Origin of the sequence: Pantoea sp. C8B4 (assembly GCF_051336905.1) — a bacterium.
In the GTDB taxonomy this organism is placed as follows: Bacteria; Pseudomonadota; Gammaproteobacteria; order Enterobacterales; family Enterobacteriaceae; genus Pantoea; species Pantoea rwandensis_B.
This window is the reverse complement of the sequence record NZ_JBGMNK010000015.1, coordinates 88509-102702: the sequence shown is the minus strand read 5'-3', so window position 1 is coordinate 102702 and position 14194 is coordinate 88509. Positions and strand designations below refer to the sequence as shown.

The following is a 14194-nucleotide window of genomic DNA, read 5'->3' as shown; positions in this document are numbered from 1 at the left end:
CTGCTCACTGCTCACTGCTCACTGCTCACTGCTCACTGCTCACTGCTCACTGCTCACTGCTCACTGCTCACTGCTCATCCGCTGAGCCAACCCTCCGCCGCGCATCCGCCAATGCACATTACTGCGCAATCAGACATACGCACGTCATCGACCAGATGACTTTCAGGACTTGAGGATGCATAAGGTCTTGCGGTGACTGCACTTGTTACGACTTCAACAATCCTGGCAGGTTATCCTCGCCATATAGATGCAGTGCACCCACAGCCACCACATAACGGCCTTTTGGCAAGGCCTGCAATAGCTCGCGCCAGTGCTGATTACGATTACGCATCAGCGTGTCATTGAGATCGCTGCTAAAGGTGGTCGGCAGGGCCACCGGTTGCTGCGTGGGCGGTGCATCCAGCCACCAGCTGATCATGGTTTGCAGCAGGCGGGCGTTGGTGTGCCAATGCTCCAGCGTATCCAGTAACAGCGATAAGCCCTCCTGCGGTAGCGATTTCAGCAGCGCGATCTGGGTTTCCGGGCCTTCCAGTTCAATGATGCGCTTATTGGCCGATTTCGCCGCCATCAGCAACTGGTAATCTATGCCATATTGCGGTCGCAGCCCCAGACGCTGCGCCTGTTGCGCCTGCAGCATCAAAGCGATTTGCCAGAACGGCAACGTATCGAACACCGCCATGGAAAGTGAAAGCTCATCGCACAGGACATCCAGCCGCTGCAACACCTCTGCGTCCAGACGCATCGCCAACGGCGGACAGGCATCGTCATGGGTGAAGGGCGATGCGCCCTGAGTGATATCCGCCTCGACAATCAGCGCATCGGCGCGACTCAACTGGCGCAACAGGCCCGCTGGCAACGGCTGCATATCGCGCGTGCCCATATGAATACTGCCCGCCAGATGCAGGCGTCGATCGCCCAATTTGATATCCATTGCCGGCCAGGTATATCGCGCCGGTAAGAGGCTGGCGGCCATCTGCTGGAAGCTGTGCCACAGACTGCGTCTCATGCCCTGTCCTTTTGAAGTCAAAAATCCATGCTAGCGATTTCAGTCAGCGAAAAACAGGGCAGAGAGGGCGATTAGCGTTTTGCTGGCTTAAAGCGCAACAAACGATTCGCGTTACTCACCACGGTAATCGAAGATAGCGCCATCGCCGCGCCCGCCACGATCGGGCTAAGCAGCAAGCCGGTGAACGGGTAGAGCACGCCCGCCGCAATCGGAATTCCCAGGCTGTTATACACAAAAGCCCCGAGCAAGTTCTGACGCATATTACGCAGTGTCGCGCCTGCCATCGCCAGCGCATCGGCAACACAGTGCAGATCGTTGCGCATCAACGTCATGGCGGCGGTTTCGACGGCCACATCGCTGCCGCCACCCATCGCAATGCCGACATCGGCCTGCGCCAGCGCCGGGGCATCATTGATGCCATCACCGACCATCACCACTTTACGCCCCTGCTGCTGCAACTGCGCGATCGCCTGCGCCTTGCCTTCGGGCAGCACGCCCGCAATCACTTCATCAATACCGGCTTCGGCAGCGATTACCTGCGCGGTTTTCTGGTGATCGCCGGTCAACATGATTAACCGATAGCCCAACTGGTGCAGGCGCTGTAACGCCTCCGCGCTTTCCGGGCGCAGGCTGTCACGCAGGGCGATCAAGCCTAGCAACTGACGCTGATCGGCCAGCAGCACCGGCGTCGTGCCTTGCGCGGCGAAACGGTCGATATCTTCTTGTGCGGCGCGGTAATCAATCTGTTGTTCATCCAGCAGAGCCTGATTGCCGAGCAGCAGCGTTCTGCCCGCGACTTTAGCGCTCACGCCTTTGCCGCGTATTGTACGAAATTGCTTAGTCGGCTCATCGCTAAGATCGGGTGCTGCCGCCAAAATCGCTTTCGCCAGCGGATGGTTCGAACCTTGTTCCAGCTGCGCCGCAGCGCTCAGCACCTGCTGGCGATTCCAGTCGCCATACACCAGCACATCGCTCACCTGAGGCGTGCCGCGCGTCAGCGTGCCGGTTTTATCAAACACGATGGTATCGACTTCGCTGGCACGCTGCAGCGCATCAGCATCACGCACCAGCACGCCAAGTTCTGCCGCGCGACCCACCCCGGCAATCACCGACATCGGCGTCGCCAGCCCCAGTGCGCAAGGACAGGCGATAATCAACACCGTCGTAACGATCACCAGCGTGTAGGCGAGCTGCGGCTGCGGGCCGACCAGAAACCACACCAGACCGGCCAGCAGCGCAATCGCCACCACCACCGGCACAAACACCGCTGAGATGCGATCGGCCAGGCGGCCAATGTCCGGTTTGCTGCTTTGTGCCTGGCGCACCAGATTGATGATACGCGCCAGCGTGGTATGGCTGCCGGTGGCGCGCGCCACAAAGCGCAGCGTGCCATCCTGCACCAGCGTTCCAGCATAGACTTTATCGCCGGGCTGTTTCACCTGCGGCACCGCTTCACCGGTTAACATCGCTTCATCAAGCCAGGCTTCGCCGCTATCGACTTCGCCATCCACCGGTACGCGATCGCCGGTGACCAGCTTCAGCAGCATGCCGGGCTGGACCTCGCTCAACGGCACCAGCGTTTCGCCCTGTTCACCGATCACACGCGCCTGAGCAGGGGTAAGATCCAACAGACGTTCCAGGGCTTTGGATGCCCGCTGGCGTGCTCGCTGTTCCAGCGCATGGCCGAGGTTAATCAAACCGACGATCATCACGCTGGCTTCAAAATAGAGATGTCGCGCCTGCATCGGGAAAAATTCTGGCCACAGCGCCACGCTCATCGAGTAGATCCATGCGGCGCCAGTGCCGAGGGCCACCAGCGTATCCATGGTGGCGGTGCCGTGACGTAAGCTGCGCCACGCACTGCGATAGAAATGACCGCCGGCGATCACCATCACCAGCAAGGTGATAACGCCGAGTGTGCGCCATAACGTTTGGTTGGCGTCACTCAGCATCATATTGTCGCCGAGCATGCCCCAGATCATCATGGGCACGCCGAGCAACAGCGCCAATGCCGCCTGCCAGCTAAAGTGGCGCATCGCCTGCTGTGCGCTGCTTTGCTGGCGTTCGCGTCGGGTTTGTTCATCGTCGATAGCTTCAGCGGCGTAGCCTGCTTGATCCACGGCACTCATCAGCGCTTCGGCAGACGCATTGCCCAATACCAGTGCGCTACGCTCACCCAGGTTGACGCGTGCCTGACTCACGCCGGGCACGTTTTGCAGCGCCTGTTCCACACGGCCCACGCAGCTGGCACAGCTCATGCCGCTGATCAGCAAATGGTGAACAGGAAGGTTTTCTTCTGCCGGTTGCGACTCCGTTGTCAGCGCCTCCGGCGGCGGCTCTGTTGCTGTCAACGGCTCAGGCTTTGGGCTGTCTTTCACCGCCGCGTGATAGCCGGCTTGTTCAACGGTTGCAATCAGATCGCTGGCGCTGGCCGCACCGGTAACGCGCGCTTCCTGCTGCGTGACGTCCGCTTGTTCCACATCGTCGCGCTGCTCCAGCGCTTCTTTGACCCGTTTTACGCAGTGGCCACAGGACAAACCGTCCAGCGCCAGTAATTGTGTGTGTGACATCTTAAACTCCTTAAACGAGAGGTTTGACTGTCTGCAAACTTTGCATTAGTTATAGAGCCTAAACCTTCCATTCAGGGGAAGGTCAAGCGGTCATGAGGTGAAGACAAAAGATGAACATCAGCGATGTGGCAAAAAAAACCGGGCTAACCAGCAAGGCGATCCGTTTTTATGAAGAGAAGGGCGTGGTGACGCCGCCGTTGCGCAGTCACAATGGTTATCGCAGCTATGCCGCGCATCATATTGATGAGCTGAATCTACTGCGTCAGGCGCGCCAGGTTGGCTTTACCCTGGACGAGTGCCGCGAGCTGGTGACCCTGTTCAACGATCCCGCTCGCCACAGCGCGGATGTCAAAGCGCGCACCTTGCAGAAAGCGGATGAAATCGCTGCGCACATCGAAGAATTGCATGCGATGCGCGCGCGATTGCTGGAACTTGCTGAAGCCTGCCCCGGCGATGACAGTGCTGAATGCCCGATCATCAATCATCTGGCGGGCTGCTGCCATCAGGGTGAAGGAAAGCGCGGCTGAATCAACAGTGTGATACCCACCACACCGGTGACGATCACGGGTGTTCCGGCAGGCAAATCTTCTTTAGCCTGCACGCGCCAGCTGCTGTCGCCAATGCGCACATGACCTAAACCCTCTCTGAGCGTGGTATCCAGGGTCAGGTGCATCCCGATCATCTGCGATCCGCGTTGATTCAAAGTGTTCGGCTGCTGTGAAACCTCACGGTAGCGCATCCAGCGATACCAGAAGTAGACGCACAGCAACGTCAGCACCGCGAACAAAATGCCCTGATGCGTCCACGAGAACGGGAACAGCCATTCGATCAGGCCGACCAGCACCGCCGCTAATCCACTCCACAGCAGATAGCCGCTGGTACCCAGCATTTCAGCCGCCAGCAGCAAGCCGCCTAGCGTCAGCCAGAACCAGTGCGGATGGGCAATCAGTTCCATCAGGATCACGGTTTACGCTCCTGACGGCTCTCCTTCAGCAATTCACCGATCCCGGCAATGGAACCCAGCAAACTGCTGGCATCCAGCGGCATCATCACCACTTTGCTGTTATGAGATTCACCGATCTTCTGTAGCGCATCAGTATATTTCTGCGCCACAAAGTAGTTCACCGCCTGAATGTCGCCTGCCGCGATCGCCTCCGATACGGCACGCGTGGCGTTGGCTTCGGCCTGCGCCTGGCGTTCACGCGCTTCGGCCTGCAGGAAGGCGGAGGTTCGTTCACCTTCGGCTTTTAAAATCTGCGACTGCTTGTCCCCTTCGGCGCGTAAAATCGCCGCCTGGCGTACGCCTTCTGCGGTAAGAATGTCGGCACGCTTGGTACGCTCGGCCTTCATCTGCGCGTTCATCGCGGCGATCAGTTCCTGCGGCGGACGCACGTCACGGATTTCGATACGGGTGATCTTCACGCCCCACGGATTGGTGGCTTCATCGACGATGTGCAGCAAGCGGGTATTGATGTTATCGCGCTGCGACAGCATCTCATCCAATTCCATGCTACCGAGGACAGTACGGATATTAGTCATGGTCAGATTGAGGATCGACAGCTCAAGATTGCTGACTTCATAGGCCGCGCGTGCAGGATCAACCACCTGAATGAAGCACACAGCATCAATGGTGACGTTAGCGTTATCTTTGGAAATGATTTCTTGCGAGGGAATATCGAGGACTTGTTCCATCATATTGATCTTGCGACCAATACGATCCATGAACGGGACGATCAAACTCAGGCCGGGTGGCAGGGTTTTAGTGTAACGGCCAAAACGTTCTACCGTCCACTGATAGCCTTGTGGCACGATTTTTACACCGGCCCACACGGTAACGAGCGCAAGCACGATAATGACGGGAATCACAGTCAACATATAACCTCCGGGTTGTCAGATTGTCGGGCCGAGTCGTTCGGCCCGTTGCACGTGCGGTACCGATCAGTACAGCAGCGAATACATCTGGCGACGATAGCGCGTAGCGAGTGCATCGCCTGTGCCGAGCGCAGCCAAAATTTCCTGGAACATTTTGCGCACCTGACCTTCGCCCGCACTGAGATCGCTCTTCAGGAAGCTGAACAACAGATCCAGTGCTTCTTCGTTGCGGCCCACCTGATGCAGCTGTAAAGCAAGTTTAGCAGCCAGCTCCGCATTCGCGGGCTCACTGGCCAGCTGTTCCTGCAATTGCTGGATCTCTGGGGTATCCGCAGCTTGTTTTAGCAGTTCGATTTGCGAAACCAGGCTCTGATAGCGGGTATCCTGATCCTGTAAGGGTACCACCGCCAGTACCGCTTCGGCTTCATCGCTGCGGTTCAGAGTGATCAACACTTCTGCCAGCAGGAAGCCAATTTCACTGTTTTGGTTGCTCAACTGCCAGGCATCTTTCAGCAGCGGCAGTGCATCCAGCGGTTTGCCTTCTTCCATCAACTGCATCGCCTGATGGGTTTTAATCTCTTCTTCACGCGGCAGCACTTTTTGCAGCAGTGCACGGATCGCTTCTTCCGGCTGCGGGCCCTGGAAGCCATCTACCGGCTGTCCATTCTGGAACAGATACACGGTTGGAATGGAGCGCAGACCAAACTGCGATGCCACCATCTGCTCGTTATCGCAATCCAGTTTGGCCAAAATGAACTGACCCGCATACTCCTGTGCCAGACGCTCCAGCACCGGCGTCAGCTCCTGACAGTGTTGGCTGCGATCGGACCAGAAGTAGAACAGCACCGGCATCTGCGTGGATTGTTCCAGCGTCTGGTGCAGGTTGGATTCGTTGATGTCGATAATCAAAGCGTGTGACATGAATACGTCTCTTTGCAGAAAGTGTGTTGAGAATATGGGGGCAAGCTGCCCGTGTTCAAGTTCAAATCTGGCTTGCAGCTTAGTTGCTGCGCAAGATGCGATCCAGCATCCAGCCGGGTAACAGGCGTTTCAGCAGGCTCATCACCCATGCGACCAGCGTCACCGGATAACGCAGGCGCGGGTGTTTGCTTTCCAGCGCGTGGCGCAATTTGGGCAAAATGGCTTCCGGTGGCAGGGTGAAACGTGCGGCAATGCCCGGATTACGCACTGGTTTATCCTGCTCGCCCTGATGCACATTGTCGGTGAAACGCGTGGCAATTGGCCCGGGCTCGATCAAACTCACGCGCACACCGCTATCGCGAACTTCCATGCGCAGTGCATCGCTCCAGGCTTCCAATGCCCATTTACTGGCGGCGTAGGCGCCGCGTCCGGGCGTGGAGATCAGCCCCAGCACCGAGCTGGTATTAATAATACGCCCATTACCGCTGGCTTGCAGCGCAGGCAGCAAACGCATTGTCAGTTGGTGGGTGCCGAAGAGGTTAGTGGAGAACTGTTTTTCCAGCTGCGCGCGCGACACGCTGCTCAGTGGGCCATATTGACCAAAGCCGCCGTTGTTAAACAAGCCGTGCAGGCGATGCTCGCACAACGCCAGTATGCGCTCAGCGGCGGCATCCACGCTGGCGGCATCATCAAGGTCGAGCTGGACGCCAATAAAGCCCAGGGCTTCCATGCGCGCCACATCTTCCGCACGACGGCAGGCAGCAATCACGCGATAGCCGCGAGATTGCAGATCGTTGGCGGCCGCTAAGCCAATACCGCTGGAGCAGCCGGTGATGAGGATATTTTTTTGCATAATCACTGTAAGGCTGTTTGAGATTGATAACAGATTCAGTGATTTGTACTACTGGCGTCAACCTTTAGTTATGGCCAACCCGGATGCTTCAGCGCGTGGTTTGCTGAGTGCGTTGAATGGCCTTTCTATGTACTTCCATGCCAGCCATGCCAGTAGTAATGAGAGGACGACCGAGATACAAAATCGCAAAGGCCCATCTTCAATCCCCAGACCATTCAAACGTTTACCTAGCCCTTCATTCATTAAGGTGTGTACGAGATAAAGTGAAAATGAGATATCACCTAACTTCAGCCATGCGCGTGGGATAAGCTTCCCAATTCTCTCTTCTGAAGCAATGGCGAATAAGAGAATAAGTGCATAAATCCATCCTGAGCCGGTTAAGCCATGCCCGACAAACAGCCCATGGCTAAAAAGCGCAACCATCATGACTACCGAAGCAGTAAACATGATCAGCATCAGGTGAGCGTTGAGTTTACGCAGCAGCGGTACACTTAGCCCAATGAGCATGCCGACCAGGAACAATAAAATCATCGGATTGGTCACAAGGTTTAGCTGTGCACTGCCGAGCTCATAACCTTGTTCTGCCAGGCTCAAGTCTTTCCCGGCAAGCCAGGGGATGGCGAACAGTGTTAAGACGAACCAAATTGCGATGGCTAAAGCTCGACGTGGTAATCCCAGAAGCAATCCGACTGCAAGATAAAAGTAGAGTTCATAATTGAGGGTCCAGCGAATGCCATACATGCCACTGTCATCCACATAAAAAGGACCGTGATCAGGATATATCGGCTGAAAGGTGAGTGCGCTTATCAGATTCTGGGTTTTATCCGCATAGTGGAAGGTGCTCATAGCACCAGAGAGCAGAAAGGTAACAATCAGAATAATGTAGTACGCCGGTAATATACGGAAGAGGCGGCGCTTTAAAAAATGCACAGTACCCGAAAACGTAGCGGGTGTTGTTTTTAAGGTTAAAACAATCACAAAGCCGCTAATCAGGAAAAACAGGTCAACACCGGTAGCCCCCCAACCAAATAATGCATCTCCTAACCCAGGCGACTCTGCATTAATGTTCCAGCGGAAATGGAAAAACATCACGCTGAGGGCAGCTAATCCCCTGAGCGCGTGCACACTCTTGAAATAACTCGCATTCATTTAATTTTTCTTAACTGTGGTAGCCAGCCGCAAGTAGGCGGCTTAAATTGTGTCCTTTTATATCATTGCGTTAAGGGTGTGACCACGAAAAGTTAAGAGTGAAAGGAATTTGTTAATATTTATTTGATTTAAGTAAGATGTGTGATGTTGCGCATCGGTAGACCTGATGCGCGTAAAAGGTTTTTAATGCAGTCGTTGCCTGGGTTTGCATTTCTTTACCTGTTTAAAATCACACGCCGGCATTAATTCTGCTTTACTAGCGGAGCCAGTTCGTTAGCCATCAGGTTGGCAATAAACGGCTGTGCATCCGGATTGGGGTGAATACCGTCCTGCTGCATCCATTCCGGCTTCAGATAGACCTGCTCCATAAAGAAGGGCACCAGAGGAATGTTGTACTGCTGTGCCAGCTGCGGATAAATCGCGCTAAACGCCTCCGTATAACGACGTCCATAATTAGCAGGTAAACGAATTTGCATCAGCAGCGGCTGCGCGTTGGCGGCTTTGACTTCGTCGATCACTTTACTCAGATCCTGCGCGATATTGGCAGGCGGGAAGCCGCGCAAGCCATCGTTACCGCCCAATTCGATTAACACCCAACGGGGTTGATGCTGTTTTAATAGGCCAGGCAAACGCGCCAGCCCTTGTCCTGCGGTGTCTCCGCTGATGCTGGCGTTAATAATCTGGGGCTGCTGTTGCCAGGTTTTATTGAGCAGGCTGGGCCATGCCGCGGTGGCGGACATGCGGTACCCGGCGCTCAGGCTGTCACCCAATACCAGCAAGGTATCGGCGGCGGCGATACGGGACACCAGCAGAAGCAATAACAACAGGAAGGGATAATGCCAGCGGAAAACATTGTTGCAGTTCATCATCTTACTAAGTCCGTCGGTCAGGGAGAGCATCAGCTGACCATCCTTACCGGAGTTGAGCTGGTTGTCAAACCAGCTGAGACCATCGCGCTGATCGGCGAATCGGGTTCCGGCAAATCCACATTGCTGGGCATTCTGGCCGGGCTGGACGATGGCAGCAGCGGCGAGGTCAATCTGCTCGGCCAGCCGCTGCATAACATGAACGAAGAGCAACGTGCCGCGTTGCGCGCACGGGAAGTGGGCTTTGTGTTCCAGTCCTTTATGCTGGTACCGACGCTCAACGCGCTGGAAAACGTCCAGCTGCCTGCTTTGCTGCGCGGTGACAGCGATCGCGACAGCCGCGCGCAATCTGTTGATCTACTAACGCAGCTTGGCCTGAAAGATCGTCTGCATCATCTGCCCGCGCAGCTTTCCGGTGGCGAGCAGCAGCGTGTGGCGCTGGCTCGCGCGTTTAGCGGCCGCCCTGGTTTACTGTTCGCCGATGAACCGACTGGCAACCTGGATCGCAAAACCGGCGATCGCATCGCCGACCTGCTTTTCTCCCTCAACCGCGATTTCGCCACCACGCTGATTCTGGTGACGCACGATGAGCAACTGGCGGCGCGCTGCGATCGTCGGCTGCGCCTGCGCGACGGCAAGCTGTGGGAGGAGACATGATTTGGCGCTGGTTCTGGCGTGAATGGCGTTCGCCCTCACTGTTGATTGTTTGGCTGGCGCTGACATTGGCGGTGGCCTGCGTGCTGGCGCTGGGCTCGATCAGCGATCGGATGGAAAAAGGGCTGAGCCAGCAGAGCCGTGATTTTATGGCGGGCGATCGTACTCTGCGCAGCAGCGCGCCCGCGCCGGAAGCCTGGCTGAATCAAGCGCGTGATGAAGGGCTCTCCGTCAGTCGTCAGCTCAGCTTTATGACCATGACTTTCGCCGATCAGACGCCGCAGTTAGCGGATGTGAAAGCGGTGGACGATGCCTATCCGATGTTCGGCACCTTGCAGACCGATCCGCCGGGATTAAAACCGCAAGCGGGCACGGTGCTGGCCGCGCCGCGCTTGCTGGCGCTGCTTAATCTGAAAGTCGGCGATAACGTCGATGTGGGGGATACCACGCTGCGCATCGCGGGTGAGGTGATTCAGGAGCCGGATGGCGGCTTCAATCCGTTCCAGACGGCGCCACGCCTGCTGATGAACCTCGCGGATGTTGATAAAACCGGTGCCATCCAGCCTGGCAGTCGGCTCAGCTGGCGCTACAAATTCTCTGGCGATCCGGCTCCGCTGGCGCGTTATGACAGTTGGATCCAGCCGCAGTTGAAAGCCGGTGAGCGCTGGATCAGCGTCGAGAACTCGGAAGATGCACTGGGCCGATCGATGCAGCGTGCGCAGCAATTCCTCCTGTTATCGGCACTGCTGACGCTGATGCTGGCGATTGCGGCCGTGGCGGTAGCAATGAGCCATTACTGCCGCAGCCGCTACGATTTGGTGGCAGTGCTGAAAACGCTGGGCGCCACGCGTAAAGCCTTACAACGGTTGATCATCGGCCAGTGGCTGGCGGTGCTGCTGCTGGCGGCGATAGCGGGCAGCGTGCTGGGGCAGGGGATTGAGATCATCCTGCTGGCGATGCTTAAGCCGGTGCTGCCCGCCGCCTTGCCTGCAGCCAGTTTCTGGCCGTGGTTATGGGCGATTGGCGCGATGTTTGTCATTTCGCTGCTGGTGGGATTGCGACCGTATCGCCTGCTGATGGCGACTCAGCCGTTGCGTGTGCTCCGGCGTGATGCGGTGGCCAATGTCTGGCCGCTGCGGTTTTATCTGCCCGCCATGGCGCTGGTGGTGGTTGGCCTGCTGGCGTTATTGATGGGCGGCAGCAAAATGTTGTGGGCGCTGCTGGCGGGCGTGGTGATGCTGGCGCTGCTGCTGTCACTGCTCGGCTGGGGTACATTGTTGCTGCTGCGTAAGCTGGTGGTGCGCAATCTGGCGATGCGTCTGGCGATCAATCGTCTGCTACGACAGCCGGTGATGACACTGAGCCAGCTGGCGGCATTTTCGCTCTCCTTTATGCTGCTGGCGCTGTTGCTGGTGATGCGCGGCGATCTTTTGGATCGCTGGCAGCAGCAGTTACCGCCGGATGCGCCGAACTACTTCCTGCTCAACATGACGCAGGAACAGGTGCCGCAGGTGCGTGACTTCCTCAATCAACATAAGGTTAAACCGGAATCCTACTATCCGATTGTGCGTGCGCGTCTGACCGAACTGAACGGCAAAGAAGCCGATCCGAAGATGGATAACGCGCTGAACCGCGAACTGAATCTGACATGGCAGGCGGATCGACCGGATCACAATCCGCTGCTGGCCGGAAGCTGGCCGCCGAAAGCCGGGGAAGTGTCGATGGAAGTGGAGCTGGCGGATCGTCTTGGCCTGAAGCTCGGCGATACGCTGACCTTCAGCGGTGATACCCAGCAGTTCAGCGCCAAAATCACCAGCCTGCGCAAAGTGGACTGGGAGAGCCTGCGGCCGAACTTCTTCTTTATCTTCCCGCCGGGCGCACTGGATCAACAGCCGCAAACCTGGCTCACCAGCTTCCGCATGGACAGTAATCCGGCGCTGCTGGCGCAACTCAATCGTGCCTTCCCGACGCTGAGCTTGCTGGATGTTGGCAGCATGCTGAAGCAGATTGGTCAGGTGCTGGCACAGGTCAGTCAGGCACTGGAGATCATGGTGGTGCTGGTGACGATATGCGGCGTGTTGCTGCTGCTGGCGCAGATTCAGGTGGGAATGCGTCAGCGCAGACAAGAGCTGGTGGTGTACCGCACGCTGGGTGCGAGTAAACGGCTGCTGCGCGGCACGCTGTGGTGTGAGTTTGCGTTGCTCGGCGTGGTGTCGGGGATTGCGGCGGCACTGGGCGCAGAAGCGGCGCTATGGGGCTTGCAGCGTAAGATTTTTGACTTCCCCTGGGAGCCAGACTGGACGCTGTGGATGGCATTACCGATTTGCGGCGCGCTGCTGTTGTCGCTGTGCGGCGGTTGGCTGGGCGTGCGACTGCTGAAAGGCAAGGCGCTGTTCAGGCGGTTTGAAGCAGCTTAAGGGAATGGGCGGCATCAATGCCGCCCCTACAATGGGAACGAATCTGTTGGGGAGCGGCAGGCGGCATTCGTTCGTAAGGTGCGCATTTATTCGCGCCTGAACAAACAGCACAAATCAAAGGCCGCTTGCGCGGCCTTTTTCATTTACAGCTTCCCAACCGCCCAGGCAATTCCGCTGGCGTACTCTTCCGGCAGCAGCGGCACCAGCGCGTTCAGCGCCGTCGCGAGGCGTGCCTGATCGCTATCGGTGAGATTTAAGTGCCCAACCTTACGGCCCGGACGCACTTCTTTGTCGTACCAGTGCAGATGCACCAGCGACTGTTGCAGCCAGTTAGCATTCACGTCGGTGCCAATCAGGTTCACCATCACCGATGGCGCAAACACGACCGGCTTCGGCAGCGCTAAACCGAGCACCGCACGCAGATGCAGCTCAAACTGGCTGATCGACGCGCCGTTCTGCGTCCAGTGACCGCTGTTGTGCACGCGCGGGGCCAGTTCGTTGATCAGCAGGCCTTCTGGCGTGATAAAACACTCCATCGCCATCACACCGACATATTTCAGCTCATGCATGATCGCGCTGAGCATCGCTTCCGCCTGCTGCTGTTGCGCGGCATCGGCCTGCGGGAAGGCGACGCTGGTGCGCAGAATGCCGTCCTGATGCAGGTTGTGCGTCAGCGGATAGAACACCGTGGTGCCATCCTGACCGCGCGCGCCGACCAGCGACACTTCACCGCTGAAGTTGATGCCCTGCTCCACGATGCATTCGCCGTAGCACTCATCCGGCAGCGCATCGGTTTCGTTAGCGCGCAGACGCCACTGACCGCGACCGTCATAACCGCCGGTGCGACGTTTCACAATCGCCAGTTCACCCAGCGAGCTGAACACCTGCGGCCACTCAGCTTTAGCTGCCAGCAGCTGCCAGGGCGCCGTTGCCAGGTTCAGTTGATCGAGCAATTGTTTCTGCGTCAGGCGATCGGCCAGACGCGGGAAGATATCGCGGTTCACAAATGCAGGATGCAACGCCAGCTCACGCGTTAACGCAGTTTCTGGCCAGCGCTCAATCTCTGCGGTGATCACGCTTTCGGCGATCGGCAGGGCAGAAGGTTCGGCATCCAGACCCACCGGATACACCGCGATGCCCAGCGGTTCACCCGCCTGGCGCAGCATACGGCCTAACTGACCGTTGCCGAGTACGCAAACCGGTTTCATGCGTCCACCCGTGGATCTGGGTTGTTCAGCACTTCGTCAGTCTGGGTTTGACGCCAGGTGGCGAGACGCGCCGCCAGCTCTTTGTCATGCACCGCCAAAATCTGTGCCGCCAGCAGCGCCGCGTTAGCCGCACCGGCTTTACCGATCGCTAATGTGCCGACAGGAATGCCGCGCGGCATCTGCACGATGGAGTAGAGGCTATCCACACCGCTCAGCGCGGCGCTTTGCACTGGCACGCCCAGCACCGGTACCAGGGTTTTGGCGGCAATCATGCCCGGCAGATGCGCAGCACCGCCCGCTCCGGCAATGATCACGTGGAAACCGTTATCTGCGGCGGTTTCGGCAAAGCTGAACAGTTTGTCTGGCGTACGGTGAGCAGAGACCACTTCAACGTGGAACGGAACATCCAGGCTGTTAAGAATTTCCTCGGCGAACTGCATGGTAGCCCAGTCACTTTTAGAACCCATGACGATGGCGATACGAGCCGGGGTGGCGTTGGATGACATGCGGTCAACTCCTGTGAATAGTCAAACGAACCTGGCCGGGCGGGCAGGTAAAGAAGGGCACAGAGAATAGCATGAGAAGGGAGCAAGGAAAACGGTTGCGTGGCCGGAAAACGGGCAATGATGCGAGAAGAGGAAACTTCATCCCGCTGAGTGTCGAGCACGAATGCGCCCG

General features: G+C 57.4%; 13 protein-coding genes. 3 read left to right on the top strand and 10 right to left on the bottom strand.

Going from position 1 to position 14194, the window contains the following annotated elements:
- Positions 1-205 precede the first annotated feature (205 nt).
- Positions 206-1006 (bottom strand): TraB/GumN family protein, encoded by an 801-nt coding sequence (locus tag ACCW76_RS17190; RefSeq protein WP_045833131.1) that lies wholly within the window; start codon positions 1004-1006, stop codon positions 206-208.
- 71 nt (positions 1007-1077) lie between these two features.
- Positions 1078-3576, bottom strand: a complete 2499-nt coding sequence (gene copA / locus ACCW76_RS17185; RefSeq protein ID WP_436339413.1) for a copper-exporting P-type ATPase CopA — start codon at positions 3574-3576, stop codon at positions 1078-1080.
- 110 nt (positions 3577-3686) lie between these two features.
- Here copA and cueR point away from each other — a divergent pair, with 110 nt between their 5' ends.
- A complete protein-coding gene (gene cueR / locus ACCW76_RS17180) occupies positions 3687-4103 on the top strand; it encodes a Cu(I)-responsive transcriptional regulator (RefSeq protein WP_045816350.1) in 417 nt (138 codons plus the stop codon).
- On the opposite strand, the gene ACCW76_RS17175 is transcribed toward cueR, so the two are convergent.
- From ACCW76_RS17175 to tesA, 6 genes are all read right to left on the bottom strand, one after another.
- Positions 4079-4537 carry an NfeD family protein gene (locus ACCW76_RS17175; RefSeq protein WP_045816373.1) on the bottom strand — a complete coding sequence of 153 codons (459 nt, stop codon included), beginning with the start codon at positions 4535-4537 and terminating at the stop codon, positions 4079-4081. The genes cueR and ACCW76_RS17175 overlap by 25 nt on opposite strands.
- A complete protein-coding gene (locus ACCW76_RS17170) occupies positions 4537-5451 on the bottom strand; it encodes an SPFH domain-containing protein (protein ID WP_034828210.1) in 915 nt (304 codons plus the stop codon). Before ACCW76_RS17170 ends, ACCW76_RS17175 begins: the two co-directional genes overlap by 1 nt.
- A gap of 63 nt (positions 5452-5514) precedes the next feature.
- Complete coding sequence (locus ACCW76_RS17165) at positions 5515-6369, bottom strand: co-chaperone YbbN (protein ID WP_436339410.1); 855 nt, start codon at positions 6367-6369, stop codon at positions 5515-5517.
- A 79-nt stretch (positions 6370-6448) separates the two neighbouring features.
- Positions 6449-7222 (bottom strand): SDR family oxidoreductase, encoded by a 774-nt coding sequence (locus ACCW76_RS17160; protein WP_436339408.1) that lies wholly within the window; start codon positions 7220-7222, stop codon positions 6449-6451.
- Positions 7223-7279: 57 nt separating this feature from the next.
- A complete protein-coding gene (locus ACCW76_RS17155) occupies positions 7280-8371 on the bottom strand; it encodes an acyltransferase family protein (protein WP_436339406.1) in 1092 nt (363 codons plus the stop codon).
- A 242-nt stretch (positions 8372-8613) separates the two neighbouring features.
- Positions 8614-9240 carry a multifunctional acyl-CoA thioesterase I/protease I/lysophospholipase L1 gene (tesA, locus tag ACCW76_RS17150; protein WP_436339405.1) on the bottom strand — a complete coding sequence of 209 codons (627 nt, stop codon included), beginning with the start codon at positions 9238-9240 and terminating at the stop codon, positions 8614-8616.
- Here tesA and ybbA point away from each other — a divergent pair.
- Both ybbA and ybbP read left to right on the top strand, forming a co-directional pair.
- Positions 9208-9894, top strand: a complete 687-nt coding sequence (gene ybbA / locus ACCW76_RS17145; RefSeq protein ID WP_045833127.1) for a putative ABC transporter ATP-binding protein YbbA — start codon at positions 9208-9210, stop codon at positions 9892-9894. The two genes, tesA and ybbA, sit on opposite strands and share 33 nt — an antisense overlap.
- On the top strand, positions 9891-12308 hold the full coding sequence (gene ybbP, locus ACCW76_RS17140) for a putative ABC transporter permease subunit YbbP (protein ID WP_436339403.1): 2418 nt from the start codon (positions 9891-9893) through the stop codon (positions 12306-12308). Before ybbA ends, ybbP begins: the two co-directional genes overlap by 4 nt.
- Before the next feature lie 143 nt (positions 12309-12451).
- On the opposite strand, the gene purK is transcribed toward ybbP, so the two are convergent.
- Both purK and purE read right to left on the bottom strand, forming a co-directional pair.
- Complete coding sequence (gene purK, locus ACCW76_RS17135; protein ID WP_436339401.1) at positions 12452-13516, bottom strand: 5-(carboxyamino)imidazole ribonucleotide synthase; 1065 nt, start codon at positions 13514-13516, stop codon at positions 12452-12454.
- A complete protein-coding gene (gene purE / locus ACCW76_RS17130; protein ID WP_038648460.1) occupies positions 13513-14022 on the bottom strand; it encodes a 5-(carboxyamino)imidazole ribonucleotide mutase in 510 nt (169 codons plus the stop codon). Before purE ends, purK begins: the two co-directional genes overlap by 4 nt.
- Between the last annotated feature and the right edge of the window lie 172 nt (positions 14023-14194).

Coding starts and splice junctions, on each gene's coding strand:
- ybbA (WP_045833127.1), top strand. CDS start 9,208: ATGCCAGCGGAAAACATTGTTGCAGTTCATCATCTTACTAAGTCCGTC.
- cueR (WP_045816350.1), top strand. CDS start 3,687: ATGAACATCAGCGATGTGGCAAAAAAAACCGGGCTAACCAGCAAGGCG.
- ACCW76_RS17160 (WP_436339408.1), bottom strand. CDS start 7,222: ATGCAAAAAAATATCCTCATCACCGGCTGCTCCAGCGGTATTGGCTTA.
- ACCW76_RS17190 (WP_045833131.1), bottom strand. CDS start 1,006: ATGAGACGCAGTCTGTGGCACAGCTTCCAGCAGATGGCCGCCAGCCTC.
- tesA (WP_436339405.1), bottom strand. CDS start 9,240: ATGATGAACTGCAACAATGTTTTCCGCTGGCATTATCCCTTCCTGTTG.
- copA (WP_436339413.1), bottom strand. CDS start 3,576: ATGTCACACACACAATTACTGGCGCTGGACGGTTTGTCCTGTGGCCAC.
- ACCW76_RS17155 (WP_436339406.1), bottom strand. CDS start 8,371: ATGAATGCGAGTTATTTCAAGAGTGTGCACGCGCTCAGGGGATTAGCT.
- purK (WP_436339401.1), bottom strand. CDS start 13,516: ATGAAACCGGTTTGCGTACTCGGCAACGGTCAGTTAGGCCGTATGCTG.
- ybbP (WP_436339403.1), top strand. CDS start 9,891: ATGATTTGGCGCTGGTTCTGGCGTGAATGGCGTTCGCCCTCACTGTTG.
- purE (WP_038648460.1), bottom strand. CDS start 14,022: ATGTCATCCAACGCCACCCCGGCTCGTATCGCCATCGTCATGGGTTCT.
- ACCW76_RS17165 (WP_436339410.1), bottom strand. CDS start 6,369: ATGTCACACGCTTTGATTATCGACATCAACGAATCCAACCTGCACCAG.
- ACCW76_RS17170 (WP_034828210.1), bottom strand. CDS start 5,451: ATGTTGACTGTGATTCCCGTCATTATCGTGCTTGCGCTCGTTACCGTG.